General features: G+C 36.1%; 17 protein-coding genes, 2 tRNA genes, 1 pseudogene and 1 riboswitch. Of the genes and pseudogenes, 13 read left to right on the top strand and 7 right to left on the bottom strand.

What is annotated here, in order from left to right:
• Positions 1 to 78: 78 nt before the first annotated feature.
• The 11 genes and pseudogenes from AC1Q8N_RS27350 to AC1Q8N_RS27300 all read left to right on the top strand — a co-directional run bounded on the left by AC1Q8N_RS27350 (position 79) and on the right by AC1Q8N_RS27300 (position 11685).
• Positions 79 to 150 (top strand) — tRNA-Gly (locus AC1Q8N_RS27350).
• 10 nt (positions 151 to 160) lie between these two features.
• Positions 161 to 233, top strand: a tRNA-Ala gene (locus tag AC1Q8N_RS27345).
• Positions 234 to 348: 115 nt separating this feature from the next.
• The gene (locus tag AC1Q8N_RS27340) at positions 349 to 1494 is read left to right on the top strand and encodes a glycerate kinase (protein WP_098122354.1); all 1146 of its coding nucleotides are present in this window, start codon (positions 349 to 351) and stop codon (positions 1492 to 1494) included.
• Between the two features lie 209 nt (positions 1495 to 1703).
• Positions 1704 to 2597 (top strand): arginase, encoded by an 894-nt coding sequence (gene rocF / locus AC1Q8N_RS27335; protein WP_048542989.1) that lies wholly within the window; start codon positions 1704 to 1706, stop codon positions 2595 to 2597.
• 249 nt (positions 2598 to 2846) lie between these two features.
• Positions 2847 to 3668, top strand: coding sequence for a diadenylate cyclase CdaA (gene cdaA, locus AC1Q8N_RS27330; protein ID WP_001115707.1), 822 nt, complete (start codon positions 2847 to 2849; stop codon positions 3666 to 3668).
• Entirely contained in the window at positions 3661 to 5124 is a 1464-nt protein-coding gene (locus AC1Q8N_RS27325; RefSeq protein ID WP_098079905.1) for a CdaR family protein, read from the top strand. Before cdaA ends, AC1Q8N_RS27325 begins: the two co-directional genes overlap by 8 nt.
• The gene (glmM, locus tag AC1Q8N_RS27320; protein ID WP_048542987.1) at positions 5117 to 6463 is read left to right on the top strand and encodes a phosphoglucosamine mutase; all 1347 of its coding nucleotides are present in this window, start codon (positions 5117 to 5119) and stop codon (positions 6461 to 6463) included. Before AC1Q8N_RS27325 ends, glmM begins: the two co-directional genes overlap by 8 nt.
• A 286-nt stretch (positions 6464 to 6749) precedes the next feature.
• Positions 6750 to 6936: pseudogene (locus tag AC1Q8N_RS27315) on the top strand (hypothetical protein).
• A gap of 12 nt (positions 6937 to 6948) precedes the next feature.
• Positions 6949 to 8751 (top strand): glutamine--fructose-6-phosphate transaminase (isomerizing), encoded by a 1803-nt coding sequence (glmS, locus tag AC1Q8N_RS27310; RefSeq protein ID WP_000334153.1) that lies wholly within the window; start codon positions 6949 to 6951, stop codon positions 8749 to 8751.
• 285 nt (positions 8752 to 9036) lie between these two features.
• Entirely contained in the window at positions 9037 to 11001 is a 1965-nt protein-coding gene (locus AC1Q8N_RS27305) for a S9 family peptidase (protein ID WP_098079907.1), read from the top strand.
• A gap of 117 nt (positions 11002 to 11118) precedes the next feature.
• Positions 11119 to 11685, top strand: coding sequence for a DUF4256 domain-containing protein (locus AC1Q8N_RS27300; RefSeq protein WP_098079909.1), 567 nt, complete (start codon positions 11119 to 11121; stop codon positions 11683 to 11685).
• Between the two features lie 72 nt (positions 11686 to 11757).
• Here the strand turns inward: AC1Q8N_RS27300 and AC1Q8N_RS27295 are convergent, their stop codons facing one another.
• From AC1Q8N_RS27295 to AC1Q8N_RS27285, 3 genes are all read right to left on the bottom strand, one after another.
• Positions 11758 to 12264, bottom strand: a complete 507-nt coding sequence (locus AC1Q8N_RS27295; protein WP_048542984.1) for a DoxX family membrane protein — start codon at positions 12262 to 12264, stop codon at positions 11758 to 11760.
• A gap of 240 nt (positions 12265 to 12504) precedes the next feature.
• A complete protein-coding gene (locus AC1Q8N_RS27290; protein ID WP_098079436.1) occupies positions 12505 to 13422 on the bottom strand; it encodes a sigma factor regulator N-terminal domain-containing protein in 918 nt (305 codons plus the stop codon).
• Entirely contained in the window at positions 13422 to 13913 is a 492-nt protein-coding gene (locus tag AC1Q8N_RS27285) for an RNA polymerase sigma factor (RefSeq protein ID WP_493521494.1), read from the bottom strand. The genes AC1Q8N_RS27290 and AC1Q8N_RS27285 overlap by 1 nt, the downstream gene beginning before the upstream one ends.
• Positions 13914 to 14298: 385 nt before the next feature.
• Here AC1Q8N_RS27285 and AC1Q8N_RS27280 point away from each other — a divergent pair, with 385 nt between their 5' ends.
• Positions 14299 to 15075, top strand: coding sequence for an SDR family oxidoreductase (locus AC1Q8N_RS27280; protein ID WP_098079912.1), 777 nt, complete (start codon positions 14299 to 14301; stop codon positions 15073 to 15075).
• Positions 15076 to 15112: 37 nt separating this feature from the next.
• On the opposite strand, the gene AC1Q8N_RS27275 is transcribed toward AC1Q8N_RS27280, so the two are convergent.
• The 4 genes from AC1Q8N_RS27275 to AC1Q8N_RS27260 form a co-directional block, all read right to left on the bottom strand.
• The gene (locus AC1Q8N_RS27275) at positions 15113 to 15781 is read right to left on the bottom strand and encodes a methionine ABC transporter permease (RefSeq protein ID WP_048542980.1); all 669 of its coding nucleotides are present in this window, start codon (positions 15779 to 15781) and stop codon (positions 15113 to 15115) included.
• On the bottom strand, positions 15756 to 16796 hold the full coding sequence (locus AC1Q8N_RS27270; RefSeq protein ID WP_098079914.1) for a methionine ABC transporter ATP-binding protein: 1041 nt from the start codon (positions 16794 to 16796) through the stop codon (positions 15756 to 15758). Before AC1Q8N_RS27270 ends, AC1Q8N_RS27275 begins: the two co-directional genes overlap by 26 nt.
• Positions 16797 to 16808: 12 nt before the next feature.
• Positions 16809 to 17621, bottom strand: a complete 813-nt coding sequence (locus tag AC1Q8N_RS27265; protein WP_493521493.1) for a MetQ/NlpA family ABC transporter substrate-binding protein — start codon at positions 17619 to 17621, stop codon at positions 16809 to 16811.
• Between the two features lie 85 nt (positions 17622 to 17706).
• A riboswitch (SAM riboswitch) is annotated at positions 17707 to 17821 on the bottom strand.
• An 80-nt stretch (positions 17822 to 17901) separates the two neighbouring features.
• A complete protein-coding gene (locus AC1Q8N_RS27260; protein ID WP_098642506.1) occupies positions 17902 to 18810 on the bottom strand; it encodes an NAD(P)-dependent alcohol dehydrogenase in 909 nt (302 codons plus the stop codon).
• Between the two features lie 154 nt (positions 18811 to 18964).
• Between AC1Q8N_RS27260 and AC1Q8N_RS27255 the strand changes: the two genes are divergently transcribed.
• Positions 18965 to 19729 carry a hypothetical protein gene (locus AC1Q8N_RS27255; RefSeq protein ID WP_098068808.1) on the top strand — a complete coding sequence of 255 codons (765 nt, stop codon included), beginning with the start codon at positions 18965 to 18967 and terminating at the stop codon, positions 19727 to 19729.
• The last annotated feature ends 43 nt before the right edge of the window (positions 19730 to 19772 follow it).

The following is a 19772-nucleotide window of genomic DNA, read 5'->3' as shown; positions in this document are numbered from 1 at the left end:
CCATTAGCTCAGTTGGTAGAGCATCTGACTTTTAATCAGAGGGTCGAAGGTTCGAATCCTTCATGGCTCACCATTTTCGCGGAAGTAGTTCAGTGGTAGAATACAACCTTGCCAAGGTTGGGGTCGCGGGTTCGAATCCCGTCTTCCGCTTTATTACTAAGGGGCCTTAGCTCAGCTGGGAGAGCGCCTGCCTTGCACGCAGGAGGTCAGCGGTTCGATCCCGCTAGGCTCCATCTAAATAAAAAAGCTTACATCATATGATGTAAGCTTTTTTTGTATTTAAAAAGACAACTTTCATACTTGTCGTTTAAAATGAAGAAAATGTAAAAATAAAGGATGGGGATAATTGTGAAAGTTGTTATTGCATCTGATTCATATAAAGAAAGCTTAAAAGCTATAAAAGTATGTGAAGCTATTGAAAGAGGATTTGGAGCAATTTTTCCTAAAGCAGAGTACGTAAAAATACCAATTGGAGATGGAGGTGAAGGAACGGTTGATTCACTTGTGGATGCTACAGATGGAAGAATGATACCCCTTCATGTGACAGGACCGCTTAGAGAACGTGTACAAGCCTTTTACGGTATGTCTAAAGATAAAAAGACAGCGTTTATTGAAATGGCAGCAGCATCAGGATTACAACATGTTCCGGTTAAAAAGCGAAACCCACTTATTACAACGACTAAAGGAACAGGAGAACTTATACTACATGCGCTAGATGAAGGAGCTGAGCACATTATTTTAGGACTTGGCGGAAGTGCTACAAATGATGGCGGAGCAGGTATGTTGTCAGCTTTAGGAGTCAGGTTTATAAATGGGAAAGGGGAAGTAATAGAGCCATCTGGAGGAACGTTACATTCGATTGTCGCTATTGATTTTTCATGCATGGATTCACGCTTACTGCATATAAAGATAGAAGCAGCATGTGATGTAGATAATCCGTTAGTTGGAATAAGGGGAGCATCTTTCATATTTGGGAGGCAAAAGGGTGCGAATGCAGAGATGATGAAAGAGCTGGATGAGAATTTAAAGCATTATGCGAATATCCTTAAACAATACTTATCTTGCGACGTATCTAAAATACCTGGCGCAGGAGCCGCAGGAGGAATGGGAGCAGCTGTTATTGCAGTGTTAAAGGGAAACTTGCGGAGAGGAATTGAAATTGTATTAGACTATACAAATTTTGATAAGCATATAGAAGGAGCAGATTTAATTATAACTGGCGAAGGGAGAATAGATGAACAAACAGCATATGGAAAGGCCCCTGTAGGTGTTGCGGAGCGTGCAAAGCATTTTCGTATTCCTGTCATTGCTATTGGAGGATCTGTATCTCCGAATTATCCAGCTGTTCATGAAAAAGGAATCGATGCAGTATTTAGTATTACAGCGAGTCCTATGACATTAGAAGAGGCATATAAAGTAGCGGAAGAGAATATCGAAATGACAGCAAAGAATATTGCCGCAGTATGGAAAATAGCATCAGAAAAACACTTCTAAATGTAGGAGTGTTTTTTATTATTATTTAATAATAATGATGGTAGTTGTTTCATTAAGTTAACTTTATACATAGAATAGTCTTGAAATTGCGTTTTTAAAGCGAATATAAGTGAATAATTTGTATATCCATACAGAAAAATGTCGAGTTGAGTCAGACTATATAAAAGATTTAAAATATTTAGTGAAGGCATAAAAGGGGGATACTATCTATGAAAAAAGAAATCTCAGTTATTGGAGTTCCAATGGATTTAGGACAGATGCGTCGCGGGGTAGATATGGGGCCGAGTGCAATCCGTTATGCAGGCGTAATTGAAAGAATTAAAGAAATTGGATATGACGTTAAAGATATAGGAGATATATGTATAGAGAGAGAAAAAGAAGTAGATGTAAATACAAACTTAAGAAACCTTACACAAGTTGCAACTGTATGTAACGAATTAGCAAGTAAGGTGGATCATATTATAGAAGAGGGACGTTTTCCACTTGTATTAGGTGGTGACCATAGTATCGCAATTGGTACATTAGCTGGTGTTGCGAAACATTATAAAAATTTAGGTGTTATTTGGTACGATGCACATGGTGACTTAAATACAGAGGAAACTTCACCATCTGGAAATATTCATGGCATGTCACTTGCAGCAAGTTTAGGGTATGGACATCAAACGCTTGTAGATTTATACGGGGCATATCCAAAGGTGAAAAAAGAGAATGTTGTAATTATCGGTGCACGTGCATTAGATGAAGGAGAAAAAGACTTTATTCGCGAGGAAGGTATTAAAGTATTCTCGATGCATGAGATTGATCGTATGGGTATGACGGCTGTTATGGAAGAAACAATCGCTTATTTATCTCATACTGATGGTGTACATTTATCATTAGATCTAGATGGTCTTGATCCTCATGATGCACCAGGAGTTGGAACGCCTGTAATTGGTGGCCTATCTTATCGTGAAAGCCATTTAGCAATGGAAATGTTAGCGGAAGCTGATATTGTCACATCTGCTGAGTTTGTTGAAGTAAATACCATTTTAGATGAGCGAAACAGAACGGCAACAACGGCAGTTGCTTTAATGGGTTCTTTATTCGGTGAAAAACTAAAATAAATGTAAGAAAAGCAACTGAGAAGTTGCTTTTTTTATTTGAAAATAAGCGTATAATAATGATTTATATTATACTGTACGATAATAATGTTTGACATCTTGCCAATTTAGACTAAAGGGGGGTTGTTTGTAATTGTCGTTTGTTTCATGTATGGTATAATTAACTAGTTGTTGGAAATACATACAGATAGAGCATAAAACAATATTTCAATATATGGATAGAATTGCTCGTAAGTAGGAGGAAGGGTTAGCATGCCTTTTGAAGATACGACCATTTTGAAATATCTTAGTACGGTATTAGATATTGCCGTTGTATGGTTTATTATATATAAGCTAATTCTCATAATCCGAGGGACGAAAGCTGTTCAACTTTTAAAAGGGATTACAGTTATTATTGTCGTTCGGATGATCAGTATTTTCCTTGAATTGCATACGCTTTATTGGCTAACTGAGCAAGTATTAACGTGGGGATTTTTAGCCGTTATTATTATTTTCCAGCCAGAATTGCGAAGAGCACTTGAGCAGCTAGGACGCGGGAGTTTATTTTCGCGTGTTGGAACTCATGAGGATGATGAACCTGAAATCGTTGCAACAGCGATAGCGAAAGCAACGGAATATATGGGGAAACGTAGAATTGGTGCATTAATTACTTTGTCAAAAGAGACCGGTATGGGTGATTATGTGGAAACGGGTATTCCGCTAAATGCACACGTATCATCGGAATTACTTATTAATATTTTCATTCCTAATACACCTCTTCACGATGGAGCGGTCATTATGCAAGGAAGTACCATTAAAGCAGCAGCGTGTTATCTTCCGTTATCGGAAAGTCCGTTTATCTCTAAGGAACTAGGAACTAGGCATCGCGCTGCAATGGGAGTTAGTGAAGTTACTGATAGTATTACAGTAGTTGTGTCGGAAGAAACTGGCCAAATTTCTTTAACGAAAAATGGTAAGTTGCATCGTGATTTGAAGACAGAACAACTGAAAGATATGTTGTTAGCTGAATTTAGTGCGAGCGAAAAAACGACTTCTTCGTCTTTATGGAATTGGAGGAGAAAGCGTCATGGATAAGTTAATGGAGAATCATTGGTTTTTAAAAGGGATCTCATTACTATTGGCGTGTATGCTTTTTATGTCAGCGACTTTAACTGAAAAAAATACGACATCGGGGATACTACCTTTCGCAAATGATGCGAAAGAAACCTTAACTAATTATGCCATTAACCTTAAGTATGATGAAGAGAAATATATTGTAAGTGGTATTCCGTCAGAGGGCGTTAAGGTGAAGTTAGAGGGCCCAAAAGCAGCAGTTGCTACAGCAAAAGCGAAAAAACAATTTGATATACCAGTTGATTTGAGAGATAGCGAAAAAGGAACTTATGAGGTTTCTTTGAAAACGAACGGGCTTCCAGATGATGTGAAAGGAACAGTTCAGCCATCAACAATTAAAATTACTCTACATGAAAAAGCGAGAAAATACGTTCATGTAGACTTAAAATTATCAAATGAGGATCAAATGCCAGCGGGTTCAACTCTTGAAAAATCAAACATTAAACCTGATACTGTTGAGGTAGTTGGGACGAAAGAAGAAATTGAAAGTATTTCATCTGCTAAGGCGTATATTGATTTAAAAGGTGTTAATAAAACTGTTACAAAAACAGCCGAAGTTACATTATACAATAGAGAAGGAAAACGTTTAAATGTAAGAACGAGTCCATCTAAAATTAGTGTAACATTGAATGTGGCGACGCAAGCTACGGCCAATAATACTGAAAAAACTGTTCCTGTAACGTATACGAAAAAGGGGAGTTTACCAGAAGGATTGGCCGTTACAAATATTAGCATTGAGCCGAGAGAAGTAACGATAGCAGGTCCAAAAGATATCTTGGATAATATACAATCGATAGAGGGGGTCGAAGTAGATCTTAGTCAATTGACAGAGTCTACAACATTCGATACCTCTGTTTTATTGCCAAAGGGTGTAACAAGTGCAAAACCGAATCAAGTGAAGGTTTCGGTAGGAGTGCAAAAAACAAAACAAACGAAAACAAGAACGATTGATGGTATATCAATTCAAAAAAATGGACTTTCTAAAGATGTTACGGCCCAGCTACTTTCACCGCAAGATGGGAAGATAAGCGTTGATATTTCAGGAGAAACAAGTATAGTAGATAAAATAACAGCTGCTCAAATAACAGCAGCCATTAATCTGCAAAATGTATCTCCGGGGACGAAGGATGTTTCTATTCAAGTGAGCGGTCCTGGTAATATTTCAATAGAGCCAAAGCAAAAAAGTGCCAAAGTCACAATTGTGAAGAAAGAAAATCCAGATAAAGAAGTACAGGGTAACGGTGAAAAACCAGATTCAAATAATAACCAAGATAATCAAACTGAAAAACCAAAAAATCCTGAACCTAAGCCTGACACGGAACAGGAACAAAATAAAGATAAAGAAAAAGAAACTAGTCAAGAGCCAACAGTAGATAATCAAAAAGAGCCAGAAAAAGGAGAGAATCATAATGGGTAAATATTTTGGTACAGATGGAGTACGCGGGGTTGCGAACCAGGAGTTAACGCCTGAATTAGCGTTCAAAATTGGACGTTTTGGTGGGTATGTATTAACAAAAGATACAGATCGTCCAAAAGTAATTATTGGCCGTGATACACGTATATCAGGACATATGTTAGAAGGAGCTTTAGTAGCAGGTCTATTATCAACTGGAGCAGAAGTAATGCGCCTTGGTGTTATTTCTACACCAGGTGTTGCTTATTTAACAAAAGCGCTAGATGCACAAGCAGGTGTTATGATTTCTGCATCTCATAATCCAGTACAGGATAACGGAATCAAATTCTTCGGTTCAGACGGTTTTAAATTAACAGATGAGCAAGAAGCAGAAATTGAAGCTTTATTAGACAAAGAAGTTGATGAGTTACCACGTCCAACAGGTACGAATCTTGGACAAGTGAGTGATTATTTTGAAGGTGGACAAAAATATTTACAATATATTAAACAAACTGTAGAGGAAGATTTCTCTGGTTTACATATCGCTTTAGATTGTGCGCATGGTGCTACGTCTTCTTTAGCTCCATACTTATTTGCGGATTTAGAGGCTGATATTTCAACAATGGGAACTTCACCAAACGGCATGAATATTAACGATGGAGTAGGTTCTACACATCCAGAAGTATTAGCTAAATTAGTAAAAGACAAAGGCGCTGATATCGGTCTTGCTTTTGATGGTGATGGTGACCGTCTAATCGCTGTAGATGAAAAAGGAAACATCGTTGATGGCGATCAAATTATGTTTATTTGTGCGAAGTACATGAAAGAAACTGGTCAATTAAAGCATAATACAGTCGTTTCAACAGTTATGAGTAACTTAGGTTTCTATAAAGCACTTGAAGCTAACGGTATTACAAGTGATAAAACAGCAGTTGGTGACCGTTACGTAATGGAAGAGATGAAGCGTGGTGGTTACAACTTAGGTGGAGAACAATCTGGTCATATTATCTTACTTGATTACATTACAACTGGTGATGGAATGTTAAGTGCACTTCAATTGGTGAACATCATGAAAATGACGAAAAAACCATTATCTGAGCTTGCAGGTGAGATGACAAAATTCCCACAATTACTAGTAAACGTTCGTGTAACAGATAAAAAACTAGCATTAGAAAATGAAAAAATTAAAGATATTATTCGTGTTGTAGAGGAAGAAATGAACGGTGATGGCCGCATTCTTGTTCGTCCATCTGGAACAGAGCCACTTATTCGTGTAATGGCAGAAGCACCAACACAAGAAGTGTGTGACGCATATGTACATCGTATTGTAGAAGTTGTGAAAGCTGAAGTTGGCGCTGAATAATTCAATAAATTTATGAAAAGGGAGCACAAGAAGTGCTCCTTTTTCATATGTTTTATAGACGATGAAAAAAATTTCATTGACGGTTTATCTATGTTTGTTATAAGATGGTCTTGTTCTTTTTCTCAAAGGAAATATTGTAAATTATAGAAGCGCCAGAACTACAAGTAGTGTAGTTGACGAGGTGGAGTTTATCGAGATTTCGGCGGATGACTCCCGGTTGTTCATCACAACCGCAAGCTTTTACTTAAATCATTAAGGTGACTTAGTGGACAAAGGTGAAAGTGTGATGAGAGAAAAGGAACGGATACAAACTAGCTGTATAAGTATATACGGACTTAAACCCAATCGAGAGGAAGGTGAAAGCCGTTACAAGCTTACAGGGCTAGCAATATGTAATCCGTTTTTTTAGTATAAATAAAAATGGTATCGGACTATGTCGTTACATGTTCGCAGAGCAATGTAAGCATTTGTAACGGCGACTAAACATGTGTGGAATCGTAGGATTTATTGGAGAACAAGATGCAAAGGAAATTTTATTAAAAGGTTTAGAAAAGCTAGAATATCGTGGATATGATTCAGCAGGTATTGCAGTACAAGCAGAGAACGGTGTTGTTGTATACAAGGAAAAAGGTCGTATTGCAAAACTTCGCGAAATCGTAGATGAGAACGTAGCAGCAAGCGTGGGAATCGGTCACACACGCTGGGCTACACATGGTGTTCCAAGCAAAGTAAACGCGCATCCGCATCAAAGTACATCAAAACGCTTTACACTAGTTCATAACGGTGTAATTGAAAACTATGAATTAGTGAAAAAAGAATATTTACAAGATGTAACGTTCGTAAGTGAAACGGATACAGAGATTATCGTACAGCTTATGGAACAACAAGTGAGCACAGGACTAAGTGTAGAAGAAGCGTTCCGTAATACGCTATCTCTTTTACATGGCTCTTATGCAATCGGATTACTTGATGCTGAAAATCCAAACATGATTTATGTTGCTAAAAACAAAAGCCCGCTATTAGTAGGTGTTGGTGACAACTTTAATGTTGTGGCGAGCGACGCTATGGCGATGTTACAAGTTACAGATCAATTTATTGAGTTAATGGATAAAGAAATCGTAATCGTAACGAAAGAAAGTATTACAATTAAAAACTTACAAGGTGAAACGATTGAACGTGCACCGTTTACAGCGGAATTAGACGCAAGTGATATTGAAAAAGGAACATACCCTCATTTCATGCTTAAAGAAATCGATGAGCAACCACTTGTAATCCGTAATATAATTCAAAAGTATCAAGATGAAAATGGCGAGATTGAACTGAATGCAGACATCCGCAATGCGATTTTAGATAGCGATCGTATTTACATCATTGCATGTGGAACAAGTTATCATGCAGGTCTTGTTGGAAAACAATTTATCGAGAAGTTTGCAAAAATGCCAGTTGAAGTGCATGTAGCAAGTGAATTCTCTTATAACATGCCATTATTAACAGAAAGACCATTCTTCATTTATATTTCACAAAGTGGTGAAACAGCTGATAGCCGTGCAGTACTTGTGCAAACAAATGAAATGGGGCATAAAGCATTAACGATTACAAACGTACCTGGTTCTACACTTTCTCGTGAAGCTGATTACACACTTCCGTTATACGCGGGACCAGAAATCGCAGTTGCATCAACGAAAGCGTACACAGCACAACTTGCAGTACTTTCAATTTTAGCTGCGGACATTGCTAAAGCAAAAGGCGAAGTTCTTGATTTCGATTTAACACACGAATTAGGACTTGTAGCAAATGCAATGATAGAACTTTGTGATCAAAAAGAAGAAATGGACGCATTAGCAAAACAATTTTTAGCAACAACTCGTAACTGTTTCTTCATCGGACGTAGCGTAGACTTCTACGTAGGATTAGAAGGTGCGTTAAAGCTAAAAGAAATCTCTTACATCCAAGCAGAAGGATTTGCTGGAGGAGAATTAAAACACGGTACAATCGCCTTAATCGAAAACGGTACACCAGTTATCGCACTTGCTACACAAGAGCACGTAAACCTTGGAATTCGTGGTAACGTGAAAGAAGTAGTAGCACGCGGAGCTAACCCATGTATCATCTCAATGAAAGGCTTAGAAATGGAAGGTGACAGCTTCGTATTACCAGCTGTACACGAAGCGCTAGCACCGCTAGTAGCAGTTATTCCATTCCAACTTATCTCATACTACGCGGCACTTCACCGCGAATGTGACGTTGATAAGCCACGTAACTTAGCTAAGTCTGTTACTGTTGAGTAGGAGATTAGTAGGTTAATAAATATAGTGTAGATTTTAAATAAATTTACGAATTTGTACCCCTTTGGATAGTTTATCTAAAGGGGTATTTTTGTGCCGAAAAAGAACATCTAAAATTGCTAAGTGGATAGCACCCTACTAATGAAAGTTTTACTTTATCGGATTTGGAATAGAACCACTTTTATTTATCTGAATTTTCCGTTACTATTTTAAGTATCATTGAACCATTTTCTTTATTATAAAGAGAAGAGACGATAGATTCATGGACATTACAAGGGGGCTTATTATATGAAAGTGAAAGCAAAAACATATTTAAGTATAGAAGAGATTATTTCATTACCGGCCTTATCAAGTGCAAACATAAGTGATGATGGCAAAAACGTAGCGTTTGTTAAGAAGACAGCTAACTGGAAAGACAATACGTATAGAAATCATGTATGGATATATGAAAAGGATAAAGAGCAGAGTTACCCACTAACAGATGGGGATATAGATAGTACACATCCATTATGGTCTCCAGATTCTAAGACTATTGCATACCTTAGCCCAGGTAGTGACGGGGAGAATACAAATCAAATCTTTGTTAAGTCCATAGACGGTGGTAGTGAGGTTCAAATTACGAATGAGAAGGAGGGAGTTAATACATTCAAATGGGAGCCTACTTGTAAAGGTTTTTATTATATTGCACAGTCAAAAGAATGTGAGGAAATAAAGAAACGTAAGGGACTATATGGAGATTTTCACCATGTAGGTAAGGAACATCGGAATAATTGTTTATACTACGTTGAAATAGAAAAAGTGATACAAAATGATAAACAGGGACGGAAAGTTAGCGGTATTTATCAACTAACGAATGGTAAAGATTTTTATATACATAACTTTGATATTTCAAATGATGGGAAAAAGGTTGTATGTATGGCTACACCAAGCTTAAACGATTATATGAATGATGATCTATATATATTAGATGTTGAAGCTGGGGAACTACAAAAAATGAATATGGATAAGTTGTTAGGAGGGAGCGTTTGCTTTTCTCCTGAGAGCAACAAAATATGTTACGCAGCAAGCATAAGAGAGAAGGATTACTATAGAAATCATATACAAGATAATACATTAGAGATATATGATATGAATACTGGAGAAGTGATTCAACCTTTAACCGATTTTGATAGTACGGTTATGCCATTGCAGTGGACAGCTAAAGGGGTTTTAATTAGATGGCAGGATAAAACGAATTACCGTATTGGCTTGCTATGTGAGGATGGCACTGTGGAAATGTTAAGCGACAAAGTAGATGGCTTTATAATGGATGCCTCTATAACAAGGGATGGCAATCATATAACATATACTAAGGCTATAACAAATGAAACCTTTGAAATCTATTTGGATGATAAAAAAGTAACAAATGAAAATAGCTTTTTCGAAGGAAGGCTTAAAAGTAACAGAGAAATCATCTCATGGAAAAGTAGTGATGGTCTTGAAATAGAGGGTGTTCTATCAACCCCAGTAGAGTGTGACTTAAATAAAAAATATCCCTTATTAGTAGTAATCCATGGTGGTCCAGCTTGGGCATCCTTTCCGATATTTTCAGGCTGTTTTAATGAGAAATATCCGATTGAACAGTTTATCGAAAAAGGCTTTATCGTTTTAGAGCCAAACTATAGAGGAAGTTCTGGTTATGGTAATGAATTTTTAAAAGCAAACTATAGAAAACAAGGATTTGCTGACTACGATGATGTTATATCTGGAGTGGATGCACTAGTAGAAAAAGGAATTGTAGATAAAGATAGAGTAGGAGTTATGGGATGGAGTAACGGAGGATATATATCTGCTTTCTGTTCTACATTTAGTGATAGATTTAAAGCTATCTCAGTTGGGGGAGGAATTACGAACTGGAGTACTCATTATGTAAATACAGATATCCCTTACTTTATTAGCATGTATTTAGGAAATACTCCATGGAATGATCCAGAGATATATAAGAAAACATCACCAATGACATATATTAAATCAGCCTGTACGCCTACGTTAATTCAACATGGGGAAAAGGATGTAAGAATTCCAATTACAAATGCATATGAGCTATATGAAGGGTTAAGAGATATGGAAGTTGATACGGAGTTAATTATATTTAAAGGAATGGCATATAGTTCTGATCAGCCGGGAATGAATGTAGCTATTATGAAGCAGAACTTGATGTGGTTTTCACACTATATTCTTGGAGAAAGCATGAAAGATTTTCGTACTATATAATGGATATCCGCACAGGGATTTTTCGTTGTGCAATTGTATCAGATTGTTGTAAACTGTATGCAAACCATTATTGAGAAGATTTAAATGATTATAGGGAACGGAATTCGGAGGACTAATATGACAGCGAATAAGAATGAGTTATCTGTAGAACAACGTGAAGAACTATTAAAAGTATTACAAGCTCGTTTTGAGAAAAACATGAACCGCCATGAAGGTCTTGAATGGGCTAAGATTGAAGCGAAGCTGACTACTAATACTGAAAAATTGTGGTCAATTCATGAAATGGAAGTAACTGGCGGTGAGCCGGATGTTGTTGGTTATAATGAAGAGAAGGACGAGTATACTTTCTATGATTGTTCAAAGGAGAGTCCTAAAGGCCGCAGAAGTCTTTGTTATGATCTTGAAGCGTTAGAATCAAGAAAAAAACATAAACCAGAAAATAACGTTATTGATGTTGCAAATGCTATGGGCATTGAACTATTAACGGAAGAACAATATCGGGAATTGCAACAACTTGGGGATTTTGACATGAAATCATCAAGTTGGGTACAAACACCTTCAGATATTCGAGAACTCGGTGGTGCTCTATTTTGCGATTATCGCTTCGGACATGTTTTCGTGTACCACAATGGAGCAGATTCCTATTATGCTGCCAGAGGATTCCGTGGTTCGTTAAGAGTTTAAATTTGGAGTAAGTAAGAAAAGAGCCTATACTTAGGCTCTTTTTCTTATTTATATTTTAAAAGTAAACTGTTACTACGCAGTTTTACTTAATTTATATGTTTCATGGTTGTTTTTACGGAAAAGTTTAGGGAAAACATAGCCATCTAATCCAATACGTCCAGCGTTATGACCTGCAACTAAAATGAACATAGTTAAAATAAGCAGATTTGGGTTTACACTAACAGTTCCACTTAGTAAAAATGAAAGATTCATTATAATTCCAAAGAATGCAGCAGTTTTTGTTAATCCGCCTAAAATTAAACCTAGACCTACTAAAATTTCTCCCCATTGAACTAAAAAGCTAAATAGGTCTGCGTTTGGAAGAACAAAGTGTTGAAGGAAGTCTGCCCACCAACTTTGTACTGCAGGGTGGTCACCTGATGCTTGAGCAATAGCGCCCTTTAGAAAACCACTTGCGTCAAAAGATTGTCCGAAGACTTTGCCTATCCCAGCAGCGAGCCATGTATATCCTATATAAAGCCGTAAAAGTAATAATATGAAAGTAGCACGTTTATCAGTTCTTAAAAAATTGATAACCATTGAAATCCCTCCAATATTGTATTTACACGTTTATTATATATCCATTGTGAAAAAATTCACAATGGATATAATGTGAACAAATTTATGATTTTTTATTTATAAAATTGCACATACAATATTGTGACGTTTATTTTTGAAAATTAAGCAATAAATCAGGGATAGGAGCTATCTATTGTAGCGGCTAGCTCCCGTAGTAAACAGGTTCATGTATGCTCTTTAAGTTCATATGGGCATTCCGGATTACTTCTCTGGCTTTATATAAGGAATAACTTGTGCAGTCACCCCTACAGAAGCACCTCGAATAAAGTCTTGGTTTTCTAATGCCTTAAAGTTTTCCGTTCTCCCAGTTAGCATAACACCTAAAATTTTCACTTGATCGAATGGTTTGTCCTTGTTTAATTTTAAAAACTTTTGGATATCTTCGTCATATCCATCGTCATCGAATTGTTTAAGTGAATCAAAGAACCTTTTGTATGCTTCTTCAGGGGATTTTTCTGGGTTAAATCCGTAAACTGGCATACCGGAAGGACCTCTGCTTTCATCTTTAATAGGTGAGACCATATATAGCCATACGATATTTAAGTTATCTGGTAGTTTCTTTTGAATTTCTTTTAATGTATAAGCTTTATCGAAAGAGATAGCAACTTCTGCTACATAGTTATCCATTGTTGAAACTGCACTTAATTCATTTTTGACGCCATCATGATATTTCTTGATGGCTGGATTATAAAATGTAGCAACTTTATTTTTCGTTTGTTTATCATAATTGTAAGACTCGGTACTAGAACTAGACCAATAAGAACCTGGTATTAACTCGTTGTAATCGATGTTAGAACGAAACCAGTCGTAAGAGCTTGTCAGTGTATTCCATCGCACTAAGTAACCGTTAATGTTTTTAGAACGATTAGATACGATATTGCCACCAAACATAGAGGAATTACTCGTAACTTGAGAATCAATATGGACATTGGGCTCTGCAATTGCATTATGTAAAAAGAGTCGTTCGTGAAGCTTTGTAGAGCTTTTCGCTGCAAAGTAATTGCCAACTTTATAAATGATAGGGATAAGCACCATGACAACGATAATAGAGGTAATGATGATTTTAAGTAACTGTTTTCTTTTAGCCTTTTTTAATGCATCTTTTAAAGAAGTATCCATTAAGGTGTTCCTCCTATTTTTGAGTGAATTGCTTTACGTGCACGCTGTAACTTTTGTTTGACGCTGTTTACTTGAATATCTAGTATTAGAGCGATTTCTTCGTATGTAAAAGCGTAGTAATATTTTAAAAAGAAGGCTTCTTTGTATTCTAGTTTTATATATTTTAATAAATAGAAAATCTCATCTTTATTTAAAACTGCATCCAATTCTCGGTCTGTATATTGAAGTTTTGAATAAATTTCTTCAGTTAAGTAGATATTTTGCTGTTCTTTTCTTCGTTTTAAATCAATGTATTCATTTAATGCGACTCTAAAAAACCACGGACGAATGTTACTCTCGGTTAAGTCATCTAGCAATGTGTATACTTTATAGAAAGTATTTTGGATGATGTCTTCTGCATCTTCCTTTATAGCTCCTTTCGCTAATAGTAGTTTGAACACTTCCTCTCCTAAATTGATAAGATAGGAGGTCAATATATTTTCTTTTCCCATCATTTTTCCTCCCTACACTTATACAACGAACAGGTAATGGTAAATGTATACACTTAAACTTAAATTAGTTATTAACTATGGTTTATAGTACATGATACTTTATAAATAGGAGTGGTTATTTTATTTTTGAAATATTAAATCTTTAATGCTAAAATAAAATTTGGAGATATATGGAGAGGGGATAAAGACTCGATATGTGGATGAACTTGTGATGATTCGAAATTTAGATAGATAAATTTTTCTCTCATAAGTGAGGGTTTATTTAGTTATCTGTAAATCATTCAAGGACTGCATATTTGGCTTGTACATCCCTTTTGTAAGGATAATGTGTAGGGAAATTCATATCTCTTATATAAAGTATGCGTCCTTTAAATTGGAGGAGTATATGATGAATCAATTAAAAAATAAAATAGCAGTTGTTACAGGTGTAAGTCGTCTAGATGGTATAGGCGCAGCGATTTGTAAAGAATTAGCTGGAGCAGGATATGATATATTTTTTACGTATTGGACAGCGTACGATAAAGAAATGCCTTGGGGCGTTGATCAAAGTGAACAAACACAATTAAAAGAAGAGTTACTAAAAAACGGTGTGAAAGTATCGAGTATGGAGTTAGATTTAACTCAGAATGATGCACCGAAAGAGCTTATAAATAAAGTTACTGAACAACTAGGTTACCCTCATATATTAATTAATAATGCAGCGTATTCTAAAAATAATGACTTCTCTAATTTGACTGCTGAAGAATTAGATAAGCACTACATAGTAAATGTTCGTGCAACTACATTGTTAAGTAGTCAATTTGCCCGAGGATTTGATAAGAAATCTGGTGGTAGAATTGTGAATATGACGTCGGGACAATTTCAAGGGCCTATGGTTGGAGAGCTAGCGTATGCAACAACGAAGGGAGCTATTGATGCCCTTACGAGTTCGTTGTCAGCTGAAGTCGCCCACCTAGGTATAACAGTGAATGCAATTAATCCAGGTCCAACTAGTACAGGCTGGATGACTGAAGAGATAAAGCAAGGATTAAAGCCGATGTTTCCTTTTGGTAGAATTGGTGAGCCGAGGGACGCGGCAAGACTCATTAAGTTTTTAGTAAGTGAAGAAGCAGAATGGATTACTGGACAAGTTATTCATTCTGAAGGTGGATTTAAAAGGTAAAAAGAAGGTATCTCACCCTAGTGAGATACCTTCTTTTTTAATCTTTCTTCAATCTTCGTGCAACACCGTTCCCTAAAGATTGTAGCCCTTGAACGAGGATAATTAAAATAAAGACAGTTGCATACATTACTTCCGGTTCGTAGCGTAAATGTCCGAATCGATATGCTAAATCACCAAGACCGCCAGCACCTACAAGTCCAGCCATTGCTGTTGCACCGATTAAACCAATCGTTGCAATTGTTAATCCAAGTACAAGGGAGGGACGAGCTTCTTTCACCATAACGTGCCAAATGATTTTTATAGTAGAAATGCCCATCGCTTGGTAAGCTTCAATAACACCACGATCTACTTCTAATAAAGCTGTCTCCATTAATCGTGCAATATAAGGAGCTGTGAATACGACAAGTGGTACGATAACACCTTGCACACCAATGGAGGTTCCCATTAGAAACTTTGTAAAAGGTAAAATGAAGAATAATAGAATGATAAATGGAAGAGAGCGAATTATATTAATAACGGTATTAAGAATAGGATAAATAATTTTATTTTCATGCTGTCCACCAGGTCGCGTTAAAACAAGTGTAACGCCAAGTGGTAATGCAATAAGGATAGAGATAAATAGTGAAATAGATGTCATTTGAAATGTTTGAATGGTTGCTTCCCATATGACTTTACCCCATTCATCCAAAAAGGATTTGTTTCCCATAGTCTGTTCTACCTCCTTCTACAATGATCCCTTGCTCTTGTAAAAATGATAAAGCGCGGTCTACTTCAGTTTTTTCACCTTGCATATGAATAATCAGTTTCCCGTATGCTTCATGTTTTAACTGCGTAATATTACCGGATAAAATATTCGGATACACTTGAAAGCGTTTTGTAGCGATAGCTAACGCTGGTTCGCCAGAAGAGGTTCCTATAAATGAAAGTGTTACGATTTCTCCGGTTCTTTGAAGTTCTTTTTGTACTTCTTCTGGAATTTTAGCTGCAAATGCACTGTTTACGAATTTCTTCGTTGTTGTATGCTGTGGGTTTGTGAAGATATCCTTCACAGTCCCGCTTTCAACTACTGCTCCATGTTCCATAACAGCAACTCGGTCACATATACGCTGGATAACATTCATTTCATGTGTAATTAATAAAATTGTGATCCCGATTTCTTCATTAATCTTTAATAATAGGTCGAGAATAGATTCAGTTGTTTCTGGATCCAAAGCACTCGTTGCTTCGTCGCTTAATAACACTTCCGGTTCATGTGATAGTGCACGTGCAATGGCAACACGTTGCTTCTGGCCGCCAGAAAGTTCGCTCGGATATGCATCTTTTCGGTTAAAAAGATCGACAATACGTAAATACTTTTCTACCCTTTTTTCAATTTCATTTTTGGGAAGACCAGATAGACGTAACGGTAATGCGATATTTTCATAAACTGTCACAGTTTTAAGTAAGTTGAATCCTTGAAAAATCATTCCGATTTTTTGTCTCGATTTTGCTAGTTCTTTTGCTGATAAAGTTGTTAAGTCTTGGCCGTTTACAATGATATTTCCTGTCGTTGGTTTTTCTAATAAATTTACACATCGAATTAATGTACTTTTACCAGCGCCACTATATCCAATGATTCCAAATAATTCGCCCTTTTTTACTTGAAGGGAAGTAGGTTTAAGAGCTTCTACATTCCCTTTTTTTGTTGTAAATACTTTGGATACATTTTTTAATTCAATCATTATCGTCAGCTCCTACCAAGATGGTAAAACTGAACCATCAAATTTTTTCTCGATAAATTCTTTTACTTCTTTAGATTGATAAGCTTTCTTTAATTTATTTACAACAGCATCATCTTTATTTTCAGTACGAACAACGACCCAGTTTACATATGGTGAATCTTTTCCTTCACGGAAAATAGAATCTTTCGCAGGGCTTAATTTTGCACCTAATGCAAAGTTTGTATTAATTGCAGCTGCTTTCACTTCACTTAGTTGTGTCAGTAATTGAGATGCCTCTAATTCAACAATCTTTAAATTTTTTGGATTTTCAATTACATCTTTCGCAGTCGCTTTTTCTGTAGCCTTTGGATCCACTTTTAAAACGCCTGCTTTTTCAAATAGCTTTAAAGCTCGAAGTTCATTCGTTGGATCATTTGGTACAGCGATTGCATCGCCCTCTTTTAAGTCTTTTACATCTTTTATGTCTTTAGAATATACGCCCATAGGGAATGTTACTGTTGAAAATACTTCAGTTAATTTCATATTACGTTCCGCTTTAAATACGTCTAAATATGATTTCGTTTGATAGCTATTTACATCGAGGCTTTTTTCATCTAAAGATACGTTCGGTGCTACATAATCATTAAATACTTTTACATCAATCTCGAGTCCGTCTTTTGCTGCCACTTCTTTTACCTTTTCAAAAATTTGTTCATGTGGTCCGCCAGTTACACCGACAGTAATCTTTTTCTCATCTAATGCTTTTACCTCTTTATCAGAATTAGCACCACATGCACCTAACAATAATACCGCTCCACTTACAATGCTCAATAATACTTTTCTCATCTATAGTTCCCCCTTCATATACGTTCCAAAATAAAAAGCACCTCTCAAAAATAAGAGAGGTGCCGAATAGATAAAATAGGTTCCTCTCTTATCTTCCAAAACGAAAACTCGTTTTGCAGGAATTAGCACCTTAGCTTATACGTCATAAGCTCGGTTGCCGGGCATCATCGGGCCAGTCCCTCCGCCACTCTTGATAAGAGTATGTGTATGTAGTTTTTTAATATGGTACTAATAGTAAATCTTACAAAAAGAATTGTCAATGTTATTTTCTGAATATATTTTATTTTAAGGTAATAGAAACGTTACCTTTCTTATGTCCCTTTTCCACATACATATGAGCTTCAGCAATTTCTTCTAATCGGTAAGTTCTATCAATAACAGGTTTTAAATGTTCTGTTTCAGTTAGTTCTTTTAGTAGAATCATATCCTCTTTACTTACCTTTGCCATCATTCCATTAACAGATACATATTTTCCATTGGGTGTTAATGCATTTGTACAAAGGGATTTTTTATACTTTCCAACTGCATCAAATATAATATCGTAGCGCTCGCGCCTCTTAGTAAAATCTTCTTTCGTATAATCAATTACTTTATCAGCTCCTAAAGATTGAACGAGTTCAAAATTTGAATTACTACAAACACCCGTAACGGTTGCGCCGAAATATTTAGCAAGTTGTACAGCAGCTGTTCCTACCGATCCTGAGGCACCATATATGAGCACTTGTTGCCCTTTTTTTATACGACCCTTTCTCAGGAAATGTAATGCTGAAGTTCCACCAAAAGGAATAACTGCCGCTTCTTCATACGTCACATTGGTAGGTTTTAATGTTATTAATCCACTTTCATGTACGCATGTGTACTCGGCATAACCACCGAGGTTTAGTTCTGTTAATGCAAAGATAGAATCTCCTTTTTTAAATTGGGTTACATCTGTTCCTATTTCTTCGATTTCACCGGATAACTCTACGCCAAGTATAGGTTTTCTCGGTTTTCTGAAACCTAATATGATCCGCATAGGAATCCAAAATAAGAGGGGACTATTAAAACCGCGTATTCTACAATCTCCAGTCGATACACTTGTTGCGTGAATTTTAATTAATACTTCGTTCTTTTTAGGTGTAGGTTTCTCTATATTTTGAAGCTGAAGAACGTTAGGTGGTCCATATTTTGTGCAAATCATTGCTTTCATAATAACCTCCCGAATTTCGTTGTTTTTATTTACATCATATTTAAACCTTTCATCAAACATGTTGTTATTTAGAGCTGAATTTAAATAATGACATTGGAAATCATATAGATTTAAAAGATGAAAAAGTGGTATTATTTGGTAAAGGGGGATTTTTATGAAGAAAATTATAGTAGCTTCTAGTTTATTACTTACAATTGGTTTAGGGGTAGGGTGTAGTAGTGATAAAGTATCGAAGACGGGTGAACCCAAAACGGCATCAGTAAAGAAAGAGAAGGATTTAGCCGCAAAAGATATTTTTAATAAGGCGTATGAGAACTTAAAAAATGAAGAGTATGTAACGGTGATGCAGGATATGGACATAAAGGCTGATGGACAAGAACTGAGTATAATGAAGGCTAAAATACAAATAGAGCTGAAAACAAAGAGTTCTCGTGCTGAAATGAATGTTTCGGGTACGGATATTATCATTTATGGTGTAAATGATAAAATTGTTGGTCAAGTGAAGAATCCTAATACAGGTGAAGTTATATCTATACCAGAAGAGAAATTAAATATTAGTGGGATGAATGCAGCCAAGAGTGTGAAAGAGAATGTAGAAATCCCACCAGAAATTGTACAAAAAATGAAGATGGAAAAAAGTGGAGACAAATATAAATTAAAGGTCAGGTTAAAAGGAAAAGATGCAGAGAGTATTTTAGGTAGTATAGGTGAAACGCAGAAGAAAGCATTAGAAGCACAAAATGCAAAGGTAGAAGAGATAGATGCAGAATATATGATCACAAAAGATTTTAAATATGAATCATTAAAATTGGATATAGTTGTGAGTAGAAATAGTAAGGAGAAAGCAAAAATTATGACGGATATAAAATATACATCATATGAAAAATTTGATCCCATACAGTTGCCAGTAACGAATTAATTGATTTGAAGAGAGATGCCTAAAAGAGTAAGGGTATCTCTCT

The organism is Bacillus sp. GW823-FHT06B01 (assembly GCF_058952315.1).
This window is presented reverse-complemented; position numbering and strand designations above follow the sequence as displayed.